Genomic DNA, 15,432 nt, shown 5'->3' on the forward strand with positions numbered 1-15,432 from the left:
AACTTTTCTAAGCCGCTTATGTAGCGGTGAACTTCAACGCTACAGCTTTAGTCTCTTTACAAAATTTCTAAGCCGCTTATGTAGCGGTGAACAAGACCAGCCACATTGCTATTGGCCGTGTCTTTTTCTAAGCCGCTTATGTAGCGGTGAACGAAGATTTTCAGCGCCTTGCGGTACATCTCGCTTTCTAAGCCGCTTATGTAGCGGTGAACAAGTTCTACAATGTTATTTGCTTCCGGTACTATTTCTAAGCCGCTTATGTAGCGGTGAACTCAACTAGAATTTCGTGGTGGCGGTCGGAGCTTTTCTAAGCCGCTTATGTAGCGGTGAACGTAGAATCCGTTTAGCCTTAGCGAGAATGTACTTTCTAAGCCGCTTATGTAGCGGTGAACGCGCTCTAGTGGTTTTCCTAATTTCACTATTTTTTCTAAGCCGCTTATGTAGCGGTGAACTTCTGCTGCCCCCTGAATTATTTTGGCAATAATTTCTAAGCCGCTTATGTAGCGGTGAACATTGTTAGTGATTAAAGTAATGGCGCAACTAGTTTCTAAGCCGCTTATGTAGCGGTGAACGACAAGATGCTCGCGGTATCCGGCCTGGATGTTTTCTAAGCCGCTTATGTAGCGGTGAACTGAAACCAAAATGATAAAAAGTATATTAAGACATACACTTACACCAATAACATCGAAAAAACCCTTTTTTATCGAGCTTTAATTCACACTTTAACAATCAATCACTTACATGTGAGCTAAAAAAAAGGGTTAAACATAGGGCAACGCAATTTTATTCGCGCTACTTCCCAGACCATACCCATTTGGTGTGAAAGGCGTTTTACCGTCCACTTCTATCATCAAAATTGGGATCAAAAAAGTTTTCTTGTTGCCATTACTAGTCACCTTTAAGTGAGGTAACTGCTTTGCCTTTAAGAGTCGTTTCTCTCGCCTGTGGGGCTTGCCCTCGTTACTCCGTAGGTTAGGTACTCGATAACGTTCATAACTGACATAGGGGCCTTTAAAGTCTTCGGGCACGGTATTAATCGGACTCACATCCGTGTAGTCTCGAAAAAAGAAATGATGCTGCATCTGAGTTAGCAGCATATCCATCAAAACTCGGTCAATCCCGAACACCCGAATAATGTCGCCAAGAAACTGACCTCGGTACTCGGGAAAAGCCAGGGCAAAGCTGTGTTTAGGGGCATCAGCAAAGATATCGTGCAATCGAGACACAACATCGTTGCGGAGTTCAGGAACTGACATCTCCTCTGGCGTGACTACCCGAATGTCAATGTAATGAAAATTAGTCTTTTTTGGATAAAGCATAGACCCCTCCTCGCACTAGGCAACCAATGAAATACATGCCCTCAGGGGTATTCGGATCTAATTCACCGCATTGCTTCATTAAGCTGTATGCATCAATACCCGACGATTTTCCGCCTTTACGATAAAAGCATTGATCATCCAAGTTAGCACCAAATTGTTCAATTGCTATGGGCCGGATGTGGGGGTCATCACTGTACCAGGTATCGATTGTTCGAATTGCATTTGCAATTTTTTGGTCTCGCAGTGCAGCATCACCGACGACAAACATTTCACCGTGATTCTCCTGCAGTGGGCGCCTATTAAGTACGTACAGGCTTTTTGATTTCACTCCTTTGGCGCCTTTTTGTTTGTCGATATAATTCTGGCTGGGAAATACCTCAATAGAACCTTGAACCCTTGGTGTTAATAACGCGGTAACTTTGATCTCATCTTCATTGATGCCCTGCAGTTGTTGAAAAATAATGGCAGCCAGTGCTTTTTCTTCTGCTACGTATACGTCAAAGTCATTTAGTGGAATGGCCAGAGCATTCGAGGCTCCAAGGTTTTGCTCACCCACTGACACAGAGATCTTCACTGACTTGGCCGTCATTCGATTTCGCCACAACCAGCGACCATTGAAGATATTACGTGCATAACGGTGCGCAATCTCCGCAAGTCCTTCGCTGCGGTTGGATTCCTGAAGAAATTTTTTTAAGCTAGCCTTTAACTCCTGACTATTGGTACCCGCAACTTTGCTAAGGACGCTGTCTATGGGTAGGAAAGACAGTTGAAACACAACCTCATAGGCTAGTGCGTTAGGGTCCAGCTTAGCTGAATCAATGCGCTGTGGGTTGGCAAGGCTATTGAATCCGTTAGTATCAAGTTTTTTGTTGTCTACGCCAATCACGGTGTGATTGATTACTTCCACAGGCGTTCGACGATCCGAAGGCAGCACATTAAAAAACTGACCATCAGTAACCACATAACCGCGCTGAGTCGCTAGGACCTCTGGTAATTTTGCTAATTTACTCATGTTCCACCTGTGTCGTTAAAATGAATGTGTGGTTGTCTCGCCAGTGCCCCTGCCAAAAAGGCAGTTCGGCATCGACGGTTTGGCGAATTGAACGGTACTGAACTAGACCCAGTAATGGCTCTGCAAAAGCATGGTTGTACCCTGCTCGCGCATTGGTTCTCTGTGTTGGTTCATTGATAAGCGCATATCCCAAAGAGGTAGCGCTCAACCAATTAAACGTCGCAATACATTCTTCTATCGGAACGAGACACGGTTCAAATTTTTCCGATAATGTGCCGGCTTTGAATAATTTATTGCATAGCTTCTTTTTGAGCTGAGACAAGTACTTTAAGGGAGGTTGGGGTTTCCAATCATCATGATCATACGAAAGCTGCATGGCATCAAGAAAATCCAAAGCCTCAGAAAACGTCTTCGCAATGTCATTCGTTAGGTTGGCATTTATATCTGTGTCAGCTTGAACTTCGATCCAATGAAAATGGGACTGTTTCACGGCGTCAATCGCAGCAGCGGTGATTTGCTCGCTGTAAATGTGTAGATAATCAAGTAGTGCATGGTCAGTGTTAAACCCACTGCCTGCAATCAAATCTGATTTATCCATAACTGCAAAACCAGACCCTAAATGTGTTTTAACGTCAGTCAATGAGTCATGAAAACTGACGCCACTGTATCGCTGAATGTGGCCACCAGCGAACCGTCCCCCACGTAAAAAACTAATTATTTGGCGTTCATCCAAGTCATGTTCGTTATCAAGCCTTAATACAAGGCTGATCGTTTCATGTCGGGTAACGCTAGGTTGAAGAGACAGGCTAATATTGGTGCCATTTTTGATCGTAGAAGCATAGTCTGCACTATTGATAAAGCTGGCTCCACGACGCTGTATAGGCAATGCTTTGCCATATTGGTCATAATCAGCCTGAAGTGATGCGTCATGATGGATAAGCGCCACACCTCTAAAATCTTCAACGCCATACTGACTCAATCGACATATGGCGTGCGCTACCCCAACAGCAGCACTGACACTGGGACCGTTAGTAACCAGATAATGCGTCAGGGCATTCACGTTGTTGACTTCAAGTCGCTTGATAAGCAAATAAGAGTATTTACTCATTGATCTGCTCCTTCAACGCTATGACCAATTCACGCTGCTCATCTTCACGTAGTGCCAAATACTGATCGTTAATACGTGCGACATGCATTACGTGCTGCACGATGCAGCGCGCCATCTCGTGGTAAAGTGATTCATTTAACTCAGGGGCAAGACAATAGACCCGACTCACCTCTTTCAATGATCGCCATTGTGAATCGAAAACAGGCATCTCATCCAAAACACTCTGCACCTGATCCCGGGCGTAACGTAAGCGTACAAGGTAGTGTTCAACGACTATTAAAAACTGGTTAAAGTGCCGCTGGCGATAATGAATACTTTGTTGGCTGTCAGTAAGTCGCTCAATATACAGTGCCCGATAATCGATAAAAGCCTTCAGATCCGTTTGGTTGATGTTCATTGAAACGCCATTGAACGCCCACCCAAGCGCTTTGCGCAGTTCATCATTTTCGATGGGCGCTTTGATACGTATGGGAGACGTTAGGTAATTAACCAGTCCTCCAGCGTTTTGGCTATTACTTCCCCCAATCGAACGTTGGAGCCGGTTATACTGTCCTGCATGATAAAGACCTGTATTATTAGCCGTTTGATAGAAATGCTCAGCCAAACCGGCTGATTGCAAAGGGGTAATTGCCAAGTAAGCATCGCCTTCTTGATGAACCAACACTTGCGGCAGTCGCGCGTTGAGCTTATCGAACCCGATTTCCTGATAATCTGCTACTTGGCTAAGTAAGCTAGGCACAACATGTTTGGTGTCACGCTGCAGTTCTGCCGTCTGCTTAAGACGAGTAAGCTCATCTTTCTTCTGCTTTATCCGCTCTTTATTTTTAGCATTATGAATTAATGACGCAATGTCATCCTCAACACTGGCGATTTTAGCGTCAATATCATTATGTCGATGAGAGCGAAAGTGTTTATATGGTTTGGCTTCCGTTCCCCCGTTTTGACAGTAATCTCGCCATATCTCTGCCTTCTCCGCTCGGGCACTTTGCAAACAAACATAAGGAAGCTCTCGTCTCTGATTGTCAGATATACGGATCCCCCCTTTAATGTTCGAGTTAAATAACTTGAAGGAGAAATCAACCAGCTGAGAATGTGCAGATGCATATTCCTCTGCTGAAAGGCAATTATTCTTTTTGCTGGCCATTCCCGCTCCCTTTACTTATCTAACTGAACAATAAATGTACTAACATAGAATAGTTCAGTGAAAGCATTATGCATCCCGAAAATATTCGAATTTCGAACATAATTCTTATTAACTTGAAAAAAGTTCATTAAAGGTACCTATCATGAAAGAGCGAACTGATGAGGTGTTGAGGTGGGTTGTTATTCGGGCGTTTCGATGGGGGGAAGTCCGGCGGGCCGACCTGCAAAGGGCTTTTCCGGATATCGGTAATACCCAAGCAAGTCAGCAGCTTTCACTCTCTGTTGCGCTTAAGCCTGAATTGCTCCGGCGTGAGGGGCGTAAGATCGTGAAAAGACCTGGTGCTAAACCACCCCACTATGTCGGGGACACTCAGTTAGCGCGGGATCTGGTTGAACGAGGTAATGATTTCAAGGCGCTGGGTATAGACATAGAAGTACGTCATCGCCCTTCTCATCCCTGCACACCGATTCAGCCAGGCGCATTGATGCTGATTGCTAAACGTATGTCGCAGCAGTTGTGTGTGGACATTCATTACGTCGGTCTAAAAGTTAGGGACGAAGGGAGTATTCGTACGGTATATCCGCAGCAGTTTGAAGTTCATGGAGAAGATATTTATCTGATGGCTAACGACTTGTCGAGTCCGGGTAAACTACTGAAATCTTTTCATGTCTCCCGAATCGTCAGTGCTGAAAAATCCGATCGACGCAGACCTAGTCATTTACCTGGCTTGATGGACAATGACGCTGAGGTACGCTTTCAGGCAAAACTGAATCCAGCCGCTAGCGAGCCGCAAAAACAGGTCATCCGACACCAGCTGAATCTAAACGGCACTGACCAAGTAAGTATCTCGCCTCGATTTATTCCGGATTTTAAGAAGAGGTCATGTGCACCAGAGGCTCAAACAACCTTTATTTGGCCACTGCTGACAGACTTGAAGGAGATTTAGAGATGCAACTCCTGATCAGTCAAATGGCTAGACTTGCTGGCCAGACCCATGACCTTGGTAAAGGCACCGCACTGTTTCAAAAAAAACTCAATATCAACAATAAAAACCCCTCTTGGCCATCCCAAGATCCAATTCGCCATGAATGGGTTTCCGTGGAGATAATCAACCACCTCGAAGCACTTCGAAATGGCCAAGCACTGCCGACATTGTTGGCACAATGGAATAACATCGACAATCTTTTAGGGTCAACAAAACAACCGATAACAGATTTAGGTACGGTGTTAAAATGTGTGGTTGCAACCCACCACTCTCTACTCAGTGCTGATAGTCAAAGATGGCCCACTGCCGACGGCTTTCTAAAGGGCTGGAAAAGACATGAACAAGAGACTGACTTTCACCAAGTTCCATCTCAATACTTGGCGTTAGTTCATCAGCTTGATGCCATGCAGCAACATGATGAGTTGGACCTAAACAACACGTTATCGCCTCATGCCGCAAGGGCAGTCATATTACTGAGCCGTTTCTACCTCATCATGGCTGATCATCTGGTGTCGTCTCAGCATATTTGCGAGCATGCCGAGGTTTACGCGAACACCATTAAAGGTCATCAAGCGAATCAAAGCCTCACTTATCACCTAAAGCATGTTGGTGACATGGCGTATCAACTTGGCCAACACCTTTCATCATTACAACTGCCGGGTGTATCAGCCGATTCACGCAAGGCGATTGGCCAACCCGCTCCTGTAAGCAGCCGATTTGAGTGGCAAAATGAAGCGGCAGATCTACTGTCATCCTTAAACAAACAGACACCAACATTGGTGATTAATTCAGGTAGCACGGGTTCAGGAAAAACACGTATGAATGCTCGTGCATTGCTATCGCTATGTGCAGAGGAGGACTCTTTTAGGTTTACGACCTTATTGGGATTGAGAAGCCTCACCTTGCAGACCGGGGAGGTGTTTAAGTGTGAGCTTGAAATGACCAATGCTGATATATCGACAATCATTGGCGATAAAACAGTCAAGAAAATGAAGTCAGGGCTGCAGCGAGATGACGTTCACGATGATTCAACTGGCATGGATGACAAAGAATTTGATGCCATCAGCAATCAAGATTTCCAAATCCCACGTATTTTATCTGAATACTGTGTTACAAAACCCAAATCGGTCCCACTGCTCATCCCACCTTGCCTTGTTTCCACTGTTGACTATCTCATCGCTGCAGGAGAACCACACAAACAAGGTATGCATGTTCAGGCGTTACTGCGAGTAATGCATAGTGATGTGATCATTGATGAGATTGACGACTACGACCCCAAAGCCTTTGTCGCCCTCTGTCGCCTTGTTGAAGTCGCAATCATGCTTGGGCGAAATGTGGTGTGCTCCAGTGCGACATTACCACCAGTGATGGTAACGCAATTGGCTGCAGCCTATCGTTCAGGATTGGCTATGTATTCCGCATTACAATCGACCACCTGTCAGCACCAGGTGGTGATAATTAGCGACTATATCAAACCCCTTGTCGATAATGATGAAAACAGCGACATTGGGGGTTTATATGCAAATTACATGCTTCGTGCCGAACGCCAATGGCTGACTTTGTCTGACCAGACAAAATCAGTAAAAGTGACGCCAAAGATCACTGGTCGTCAATCCTTAGCTGACTGTCTAGTGTCATCGATTCAACACTTACATCAACACCATGGCTGGAAAAGTGCGTGTCAGCAAAAAACCGTGTCAGTTGGGCTAATTAGAATTGCTAACATCAAGCATATCCCGATGATAACCTCTATGGTCCATGACATGGTCCCAACAGCGTTAGTAGCGACTTATCATAGTCAGGACTTATTAGTTCAGCGTTCATTGAAAGAACAAATGCTGGATGAGCTGCTTACGAGAAAAACAGGTCGCGATACAATCTCCCACCCTTACCTGGAGCAACTGATTACCACCCACCCCAGCGAACACTTGCAGCTGGTGTTGATAGCCAGTCCGGTAGAAGAAGTGGGACGCGATCATGATTTCGATTGGGCCATTATTGAGCCATCTAGCGTGCATAGCATGGTACAAACCGCAGGCAGAGTGAACCGCCATAGACGAAAACCGGTGTCGGCCCCCAATATCATCTTCCTAGAACGCAATCTCAAATGTGTTCTCCAAGGCGACTGTGATATTAACGCCCACTACAAATTTCCGGGGCTTGAATCTAAAGAACACCGGTTTCCATCACACTCATTACTTAAGTTGTTACCTGAGCATCAACTGGATAAATTCAGTGCCTTTTTACGGTTTGCTGATAACCCAATGACAGCATGCGAAGATAATCACATCTCTGATGTGATTAAAGATCCAATCTCATTGTTGACACTGCAAAGGCGCAACAAGGTTGCTTGGCTCACCTCAGGTCTCTATGTGGATTATCCGCTGCGAGAAAAGGACTGCAAACGTTATTTCGAATTAAGCGATGTATTTACTTTGACCGAGTGGTGTTTCAATGAAAAGGGGATCTGGGCCTCTAAACCCTTCACAGCCGTTGAGTTTGTGCCGAAGCTTGAGCGTGCATGGTTAACTTGGGACTTTGATAGCCTTATTCACCATTGCAAGAAAGCCAATATTCCCACTGAGATGGGGATGCGTGTATCTTTATCAGCAACAATAGAGCGAGATTTTAAACTGACTTACAGCCCCACAATGGCATTTCAGTTTGCAAAAAATTGATAGAAAGCGGTAGATGCGAGGATTTCGTTCAATGAAAAACCTTGCTTGCTAGAAACGTCCTTATTCGGCGCAGTCAGGTAAGCAGGGTTTTTAAGCATCAATTCCTAGCAGAACGACAGCAAGGGCAAGGGCGAGCGCTTATTCACTGATATTGGAGCCAACATCCTCACCTCAGCCCAGCCCAGCCCAGCCCAGCCCAGCCCAGCCCAGCAACTTTACATGACCATAACTCATGATAAATAAATTATGTAGTGTGTCACTAAGTTCTAAGTATTTGCCACCAAGAGCTCAGACCTTAATTAGTAAAAGTGAATTACAATCACTACTATCTCGATAACCCTTCCGGCAAGATAACCTCAAAATACGACTTAACATCTCTCACCACAAGGCAAGAACTAACCGGTATCCAACGCAAGGTTATAGTCAGCACAGTAATATCATTTTTTGAGTCAATTCAAGGTTTGAATAAAACAAATTGATACCAGTTGCATACTAGTGATACCTTAATTTATTAGTTCTACTACGCTTTGAAGGCCAATTAGATACGTTTTTAATTTGTAGCACTACTAACCGTGTCCCTCATTCAAATAAAAGGCTATCTCAATCATTATTCAACACTCAGCGCAGGTAAAAGGAAGTAATCATGAAACGCATGTTTTCTCCGAGCGATATGAAAACGGTCTTACACTCAAAACGTGCAAATCTCTATTACCTGCAACACTGCCGAGTATTAGTTAATGGCGGCCGCGTTGAATATGTAACAGACCAAGGCAAAGAAAGCTTATACTGGAATATTCCGATTGCTAACACCACCGCAATCTTATTAGGTACAGGCACCTCGGTGACACAATCAGCAATGCGAGAGTTTGCAAAAGCGGGGGTCTTAGTTGGCTTTTGCGGTGGCGGTGGTACACCCTTGTTTTCGGGTAATGAAGTAGAAGTCGATGTCGCCTGGCTGACACCTCAATCAGAATACCGTCCAACTGAATACCTACAGAAGTGGGTCAGCTTCTGGTTTGATGACAATAAGCGATTAGCAGCAGCAAAACAATTTCAACTTGCGCGATTAGCCATGATTAAGAAGTACTGGCTATCAGCAAATGTGCAAAGACAATTTCCAGCCCCTGAGACCCAACTGCTCCCCGTGTTAGAGCGATTTGAGCGTACACTTGCCGATTGCAGAATAACTCAAGACGTGCTGCTGCTTGAAGCGTCAACCACAAAAATACTCTACAAACTAGCATGCCAAGCGGTTAGCTATGGTGATTTCACTCGTTCAGAACGCGGAAACAGTAACGATACGGCTAATCAGTTTTTAGATCACGGTAACTATCTCGCTTATGGGCTTGCCGCAACAGCGTGTTGGGTGATTGGACTACCGCACGGCTTAGCGGTTTTACATGGTAAAACACGTCGTGGTGGTTTGGTCTTTGACGTTGCTGATATTGTGAAAGATGCCCTGATATTACCTCAAGCCTTTATTGCCGCAATGGCAGGCGATGATGAACAAGAGTTTCGTCAGCGGTGCCTCAACCAGCTTCGCTCAGGGAATGCATTAGATGTAATGATTGATACATTACAAACAACGGCTGAACAGTGTGCGAAGAGGATGGAATGAACATTTTGTTGATTTCTGAATGCAGCAAACAAGCACTCGTTGAAACACGTCGTGTATTGGATCAATTTGGCGAGCGAAAAGGACAGCGTTGCTGGCAAACGCCAATCACCTACGAAGGAATGAAGACCCTGCGCATGTTACTGAAAACGAGCGCGCGTAAAAACACTGCCGTCGCTTGCTATCGCATTTACGGTAAGAATCACACTGAGTTAATGTGGGTGGTGGGTAAACGCAGCAAATTTAATTTAGAAGGAACAGTGCCAACCAATCGTACCCAGCGCGACATTATTCGTGCAGGTGATGAAAGCAACATGCACAGTAATCAGGCCATTGCTTTGATGGCAAGTATTGCAGGACTATTTCACGACTTTGGTAAAGCCAATGCGTTGTTTCAAGCAAAGTTACGTGGCAAAGGTGATGGGTATGAGCCTTACCGCCATGAGTGGATATCGATGCAACTTTTCTTGGCTTTTGTTGCGAACCGCGATGACAAAACTTGGCTTAACGCTTTGTGCAACTTAACAGCGAATGGCGACGAAACCTTTCTCAAAAATGTTGAATTAAGTGAACGTGTCGTATTTGCCGAAATTGCGACTTACAGCCCCCTTGCGGCAGCGATTGCTTGGCTGATAATGTCGCATCACCGTCTGCCTCAGCAGCAGAATTCAGATTCCGTGAGCCCTGAAATCCATGCTGCAGAACGCTGGTTCAATCAAGGGATCGGGGTGGAATGGAACGCTGTCAATCACCTCAAATTCACCGAAGTAGAAAAACAACAGTGCAATAAATTTCCGTTTGGTTTGCCCTTCCAAAGTCGTACTTGGCGAGCTAAAGCGACCTCGTTGGCAACACGAGCATTGCAATTACCTAGCTTGGGTGAGTATGCGCGTTTAAAACTAGCTTACCCAATGCATGTCGCGCGTATGGTGCTTATGTTGGCTGATCATACTTATTCATCAGATGTCGCACATGAGTACTGGCAAGACCCTGACTATCAGGCGTATGCTAATACCAACCGCAAAACCAAAACCCTCAAACAAAAGCTCGATGAGCATTGCGTGGGTGTTGCCCACAATGCCTACCGACTCGCAAAAGTATTGCCGAGCTTGCGCAGTACGTTACCTACGCTGATCCGCCATCCCAAGCTGAAAAAGCGCGTTAGTCACCCTAGGTTTCGCTGGCAAAATCGTGCTTATGAAGTGTTAACTGTTGAGAAGCATCGCGCGCAGGAAAAGGGCTTGTTTGCTGTTTTAGCAAGTTCGACAGGGACAGGTAAAACCATTGCAAGCGCTAAGATGGCCTATGCGCTCGGTGACCAACAACAAGGGTGCCGTTTTAATATCGCGTTGGGGCTTCGTACACTTACACTGCAAACAGGAGATGCGTTGAAAGAGACTCTGAGTCTCGACAACGATGATATCGCCGTGACTATTGGCTCGCAAGCTGTCAAAGACCTCTACGACCACAATAAAAAAGGCGTTGATGCAACAAAAGAATCGACCTCAACATTCACTGGTAGTGAATCCCAACAGATGTTTGACGATGACTATGTCAAATATGATGGTGAATTAGACAATACCTATTTAAACCGATGGCTCAAAGATGACAGCCGCGCCAATCTGCATAAATTAATCAGTGCGCCAATTTCAGTAAGCACCATTGACCGCCTTATTCCCGCAACTGAAGGTGTGCGAGGTGGGCGTCAAATTGGCCCCATGTTGCGCTTAATGACTAGTGATCTAATTCTTGATGAACCCGATGACTTCGATATTGCTGATTTACCAGCACTTTGTCGGTTAGTCTATTGGGCGGGTTTGTTAGGCTCACGCGTCATCCTGTCTTCAGCAACACTACCACCAGCATTGGTATGCGACCTATTCGATGCCTACTTGCATGGGCGAACACAATTTAATGCAGCAAACGGTTTCACGCAAAATAATACCGTTGTAGCAGCATGGGTTGATGAATTTAATGCAACTAGTGATCTTATTGCCGACAAAAAAACCTTTCAACAACGACATAGTGAATTTGTTAACGGGCGGGTTAAACAACTTGTCCAGGCCAGCGAACCACTGCATCGCGGGAGACTGATAAAACTAGAAAATGAAAATGCTAACCCGGTAGATGCATTCGCACGAGCCATACTGCACCACTCACAACAACTCGCGCGTCACCATCACACCATACACGGAGGTAAAACGTTTTCAGCAGGTTTAGTACGAATGGCCAATATTGAACCCATGCTGGCTGTAGCTAATACGCTATTTTCACTTTCACCAGAGACTGACACTCGTATTCACTATTGCGTTTATCACAGCCAGCACCCCTTGTTGGTGCGTTCTGCGCTTGAACATGAACTCGATAGTCTACTCAAAAGAGCCCCCCAAAGGCCAATTACAGACCACCCAAAAGTAAAACAGATGATGTCTCGCTATCCTGAAAAACACCATTTGTTTGTAGTGCTGGCAACACCCGTAGCTGAAGTTGGTCGAGACCACGATTATGACTGGGCAATAGCAGAACCAAGTTCAATGCGCTCAATCATTCAGTTATCGGGACGAGTACAACGCCACCGTCGCATTATACCTAAAGTAGAAAATATCCTTGTTTTAAATAAGAATTTTAAGGCCTGTCAAAACCAATGTCCTGCCTATTACAAACCTGGGTTTGAGTCAGAGAATACCTACCTTACCAATACAGCTAAACCACATACCGAAAAACAATGGCTGAAGCTACCAAACCATGATCTAACCGATCCGTCACTACTTCCAAATGACGCCTTTGGCGTCATTAGTGCTGCACCAAGAGTCCAACAGCCAGAAGTTTTATATCGCAAAGAAACGATGTGTACTGATAGTTTCATTGCTTTAGAGCACTTGGCCTTAAACTTCAACTTACGTGATAAAGGTCGAGTGTGGTGGGCATCGGAATATGCTCACCTGTTTGGTGAAATCCAACGTCAAACTCAGTTTCGCAAAAGCACACCGAGCATCGAGTACATTGTCGATGTTGACGAGAATTACGAATCAATAGCGCTGCTGGAATGGGATGACTTAAGCGAGGAATTCATTGATTCAGATAAAGTACAGCTGGCTCCATCACCGATACAAGCAGAAGGGATCAGTGCGTTTGGAGAAAGCAACCTCTTGCAGCTGTTAGAACAGCTGACCGATGAGAGCGAGATAGAGCTTAAAAGTTCACAATGCCGTTACAGCACAATCAACTTGAGAGAGTTAACAGGGAAAAAGTGGCTTTATTCTCCGTTACTGGGCTTTTTTGAGGGAAAGTATTTCACACCTTAACATCACGTTTTCAATTTTCGCTACAAGGAGGTGGCATGCCATCATTATTAACCAGGCGGATTGTTGCTTACATCGCAGAACGAAAGGCAACGAAACAAGAAACGCTCGATAAAGAAATAAGCAAAGCCGACAATGATAACGAAGCACTTACTTTGCTATCCAAAAAGCAAGTCAAGTTGAACACCGACTTTACCGTCAGTGCATGGCTCGACAGTGCCGCCAAAAAAGCCGGACAGATCAGCATGGCAACCCATGCGGTGAAGTTTACCCATAGTGCAGCTAAGGGCAGCAATATTCTTGCAGAACAAATGGGTTGTCACGGTCGCTATCTTGATACCTTTTGCTTAGCTCAACCAGCAATTGATGCGGTAGGAAATGCAGCAGCATTAGATGTAGCTAAACTACTGCAACTGGCTGACGAAAATGACAAAACCTTGTTGGAGTACATCAAGCAAGGCCTATCCGAACCTTTAGCGACGTTGGCTGATAATAGCTCCCAGCTAGCAAGCTGGTTAGAAGGCTTTTCAGCCGCCATGCAAGACAATGCACCGAGTAGCCATCGCTTAAGTAAACAGGTTTACTTTCCTGTTACGGAAGATCCTTCAGGTTATCACCTTCTGGCCCCCTTATACTCATCGTCACTCTCTCAAGCCGTATATAGAGAGATCCAACATTCGCGTTTTAGCCAAGAAATGAAAGCCATCCGTGATGCACGTAAAGCAAACAACCCCTCTGAAGAGGAGTTGATTACTTACCCCAATGTGGCAATCACTATGGCTGGGGGGACGAAGCCACAAAATATATCTCAACTTAACTCAGCCCGTGGCGGCCTAACGTATCTGCTAGATGCCCGTGCCCCTGAATGGCAAAACCAAAGACCAAAGCTGAGTCAAACCGCATTGATATTTGAGCAATATCCAGTACGAATTGCCACTCGCCAGCTAATTTACTACCTCGCTTTATTTATTAAAGCCAACATGGACAAAACCAGCACCCTAGCTCATCGAGAAACACTAACTCAGAAAGTGGATGAAATTGCGGAAGCAGCCTTAAACGCAGTGCTGGTATGGCAAACCCTACCAGCAGGTTGGAGTGACGAATACACTCAATTATCAACCTTTTCCGCGCGATGGCTCGATCCCAATAACTCGAAGTGGCACGAGGATAATAGCGATTGGCGGGAGCCTTTGAGTGCGGAATTTGGCTTATGGCTAAAAGACAGTGTCATTAGAGCGGGACGCCGTGAGTTCTTATTAGGAGCAGGTGAAGTCAACGAATGGCGGCAGCAATTCAAACAATTGCTATGGGAGGTGAAATAATGGGTTATCTGGTTTTAAAAGGTGTAAGCATTGCCAATGCAAATGCTATCTCTGGCATTACGTGGGGGTTTCCAGCAATTAGCCACTTTCTAGGATTTATTCATGCGTTATCAAGAAAAGCAATAAACAGTGAGCATCAACTCACGTTAGCCGGCTGCGGCATTATCTGTCATCAACATCAAGTGCACTGCTATCGCAATACTCCTTATGAACCTTATGCCTTCGCACTAACTCGCAACCCGTTAACAAAAGAAGGCAAATCCGCTCCCATTGTCGAAGAAGGGCGCATGCATCTCACGGTATCGTTAATCATTGAATGTGATGGCCTAAATACAGCGAGCGATCAAACGAAAGCTAAGCAATTAAATTACCTCAAGCAGCTAGCACAACAGCACAAACTGGCCGGTGGTGTGATTACCAATATCGACGATTGTTATCAACTCGACCCGGCCCAGCATAAACGTGAGTTGCGCAAGCTACTGCCAGGCTTCATGTTGGCTGATGCCAGCCAGTGCCTAGCAGATCTCAATGCATCCATTCCCAATAATACGCTTCAAAATTGGCTCGACTTTTCAGCATTCAAATATGTATGTGAGGTCAACAAAAACGAAGAAGGTGAAGAGCAAGTAAGTTGGCAGCGCGCCGCCAAGCCATTTGCGGGCTACCTCGTTCCGGTGCAAATCGGCTATAAGAAAATCGCTCCAACGTTAGCGGCAGGCCAAGTTGCAAATGTGCGAGATACTCAATCACCAGTGAGCTTCGTGGAGTCAGTCTATAGCGTGGCAGAGTGGATTGGCAGTCCGAGCCGCATCAGCAACCTCAGCGACATTATTTGGCAATATCGTTACAGCGATCCTTTTTATGTCTGTCACACCACATCAGTGGTGGCAACGCAGTTTATGTCGAGCGATGACTTCGACGACGATTTTTAAGATTAAGGGGAAATT

Annotated in this window: 10 protein-coding genes and 1 CRISPR repeat array (1 of these 11 running past the window's edge); of the genes, 6 read left to right on the forward strand and 4 right to left on the reverse strand. The window is 45.3% G+C overall.

What is annotated here, in order from left to right; genetic code table 11:
• Positions 1 to 632: a CRISPR direct-repeat array (repeat unit 28 nt; unit sequence TTTCTAAGCCGCTTATGTAGCGGTGAAC); it begins 956 nt to the left of the window's first position.
• Between the two features lie 129 nt (positions 633 to 761).
• The 4 genes from cas6f to C9I99_RS04595 are packed head-to-tail and all read right to left on the reverse strand — an operon-like array spanning position 762 to position 4,583.
• Positions 762 to 1,319 carry a type I-F CRISPR-associated endoribonuclease Cas6/Csy4 gene (gene cas6f / locus C9I99_RS04580; RefSeq protein ID WP_107347632.1) on the reverse strand — a complete coding sequence of 186 codons (558 nt, stop codon included), beginning with the start codon at positions 1,317 to 1,319 and terminating at the stop codon, positions 762 to 764.
• Positions 1,297 to 2,331, reverse strand: a complete 1,035-nt coding sequence (gene csy3, locus C9I99_RS04585; protein ID WP_107347633.1) for a type I-F CRISPR-associated protein Csy3 — start codon at positions 2,329 to 2,331, stop codon at positions 1,297 to 1,299. Before csy3 ends, cas6f begins: the two co-directional genes overlap by 23 nt.
• A complete protein-coding gene (locus C9I99_RS04590; RefSeq protein ID WP_107347634.1) occupies positions 2,324 to 3,439 on the reverse strand; it encodes a type I-F CRISPR-associated protein Csy2 in 1,116 nt (371 codons plus the stop codon). The genes csy3 and C9I99_RS04590 overlap by 8 nt, the downstream gene beginning before the upstream one ends.
• Entirely contained in the window at positions 3,432 to 4,583 is a 1,152-nt protein-coding gene (locus tag C9I99_RS04595) for a hypothetical protein (RefSeq protein WP_107347635.1), read from the reverse strand. Before C9I99_RS04595 ends, C9I99_RS04590 begins: the two co-directional genes overlap by 8 nt.
• Positions 4,584 to 4,725: 142 nt before the next feature.
• On the opposite strand from C9I99_RS04595, the gene C9I99_RS04600 reads away from it, so the two are divergent.
• The 6 genes from C9I99_RS04600 to csy2 all read left to right on the forward strand — a co-directional run bounded on the left by C9I99_RS04600 (position 4,726) and on the right by csy2 (position 15,417).
• A complete protein-coding gene (locus C9I99_RS04600) occupies positions 4,726 to 5,529 on the forward strand; it encodes a WYL domain-containing protein (protein ID WP_107347636.1) in 804 nt (267 codons plus the stop codon).
• Between the two features lie 2 nt (positions 5,530 to 5,531).
• Entirely contained in the window at positions 5,532 to 8,246 is a 2,715-nt protein-coding gene (locus C9I99_RS04605; protein ID WP_107347637.1) for a P-loop NTPase family protein, read from the forward strand.
• 643 nt (positions 8,247 to 8,889) lie between these two features.
• Positions 8,890 to 9,864 (forward strand): type I-F CRISPR-associated endonuclease Cas1f, encoded by a 975-nt coding sequence (gene cas1f, locus C9I99_RS04610; RefSeq protein ID WP_107347638.1) that lies wholly within the window; start codon positions 8,890 to 8,892, stop codon positions 9,862 to 9,864.
• Entirely contained in the window at positions 9,861 to 13,166 is a 3,306-nt protein-coding gene (cas3f, locus tag C9I99_RS04615; protein ID WP_107347639.1) for a type I-F CRISPR-associated helicase Cas3f, read from the forward strand. The genes cas1f and cas3f overlap by 4 nt, the downstream gene beginning before the upstream one ends.
• Positions 13,167 to 13,201: 35 nt before the next feature.
• The gene (gene csy1 / locus C9I99_RS04620; protein ID WP_107347640.1) at positions 13,202 to 14,485 is read left to right on the forward strand and encodes a type I-F CRISPR-associated protein Csy1; all 1,284 of its coding nucleotides are present in this window, start codon (positions 13,202 to 13,204) and stop codon (positions 14,483 to 14,485) included.
• Positions 14,485 to 15,417 carry a type I-F CRISPR-associated protein Csy2 gene (gene csy2 / locus C9I99_RS04625; protein ID WP_166645450.1) on the forward strand — a complete coding sequence of 311 codons (933 nt, stop codon included), beginning with the start codon at positions 14,485 to 14,487 and terminating at the stop codon, positions 15,415 to 15,417. The genes csy1 and csy2 overlap by 1 nt, the downstream gene beginning before the upstream one ends.
• Positions 15,418 to 15,432 lie beyond the last annotated feature (15 nt).

Source organism: Photobacterium lutimaris (assembly GCF_003025555.1).
Lineage (GTDB): Bacteria > Pseudomonadota > Gammaproteobacteria > Enterobacterales > Vibrionaceae > Photobacterium > Photobacterium lutimaris.

Excerpts from the sequence above, each read along its gene's own strand:
- cas6f (WP_107347632.1), bottom strand. The coding sequence starts at position 1,319 with ATGCTTTATCCAAAAAAGACTAATTTTCATTACATTGACATTCGGGTA.
- csy3 (WP_107347633.1), bottom strand. The coding sequence starts at position 2,331 with ATGAGTAAATTAGCAAAATTACCAGAGGTCCTAGCGACTCAGCGCGGT.
- C9I99_RS04590 (WP_107347634.1), bottom strand. The coding sequence starts at position 3,439 with ATGAGTAAATACTCTTATTTGCTTATCAAGCGACTTGAAGTCAACAAC.
- C9I99_RS04595 (WP_107347635.1), bottom strand. The coding sequence starts at position 4,583 with ATGGCCAGCAAAAAGAATAATTGCCTTTCAGCAGAGGAATATGCATCT.
- C9I99_RS04600 (WP_107347636.1), top strand. The coding sequence starts at position 4,726 with ATGAAAGAGCGAACTGATGAGGTGTTGAGGTGGGTTGTTATTCGGGCG.
- C9I99_RS04605 (WP_107347637.1), top strand. The coding sequence starts at position 5,532 with ATGCAACTCCTGATCAGTCAAATGGCTAGACTTGCTGGCCAGACCCAT.
- cas1f (WP_107347638.1), top strand. The coding sequence starts at position 8,890 with ATGAAACGCATGTTTTCTCCGAGCGATATGAAAACGGTCTTACACTCA.
- cas3f (WP_107347639.1), top strand. The coding sequence starts at position 9,861 with ATGAACATTTTGTTGATTTCTGAATGCAGCAAACAAGCACTCGTTGAA.
- csy1 (WP_107347640.1), top strand. The coding sequence starts at position 13,202 with ATGCCATCATTATTAACCAGGCGGATTGTTGCTTACATCGCAGAACGA.
- csy2 (WP_166645450.1), top strand. The coding sequence starts at position 14,485 with ATGGGTTATCTGGTTTTAAAAGGTGTAAGCATTGCCAATGCAAATGCT.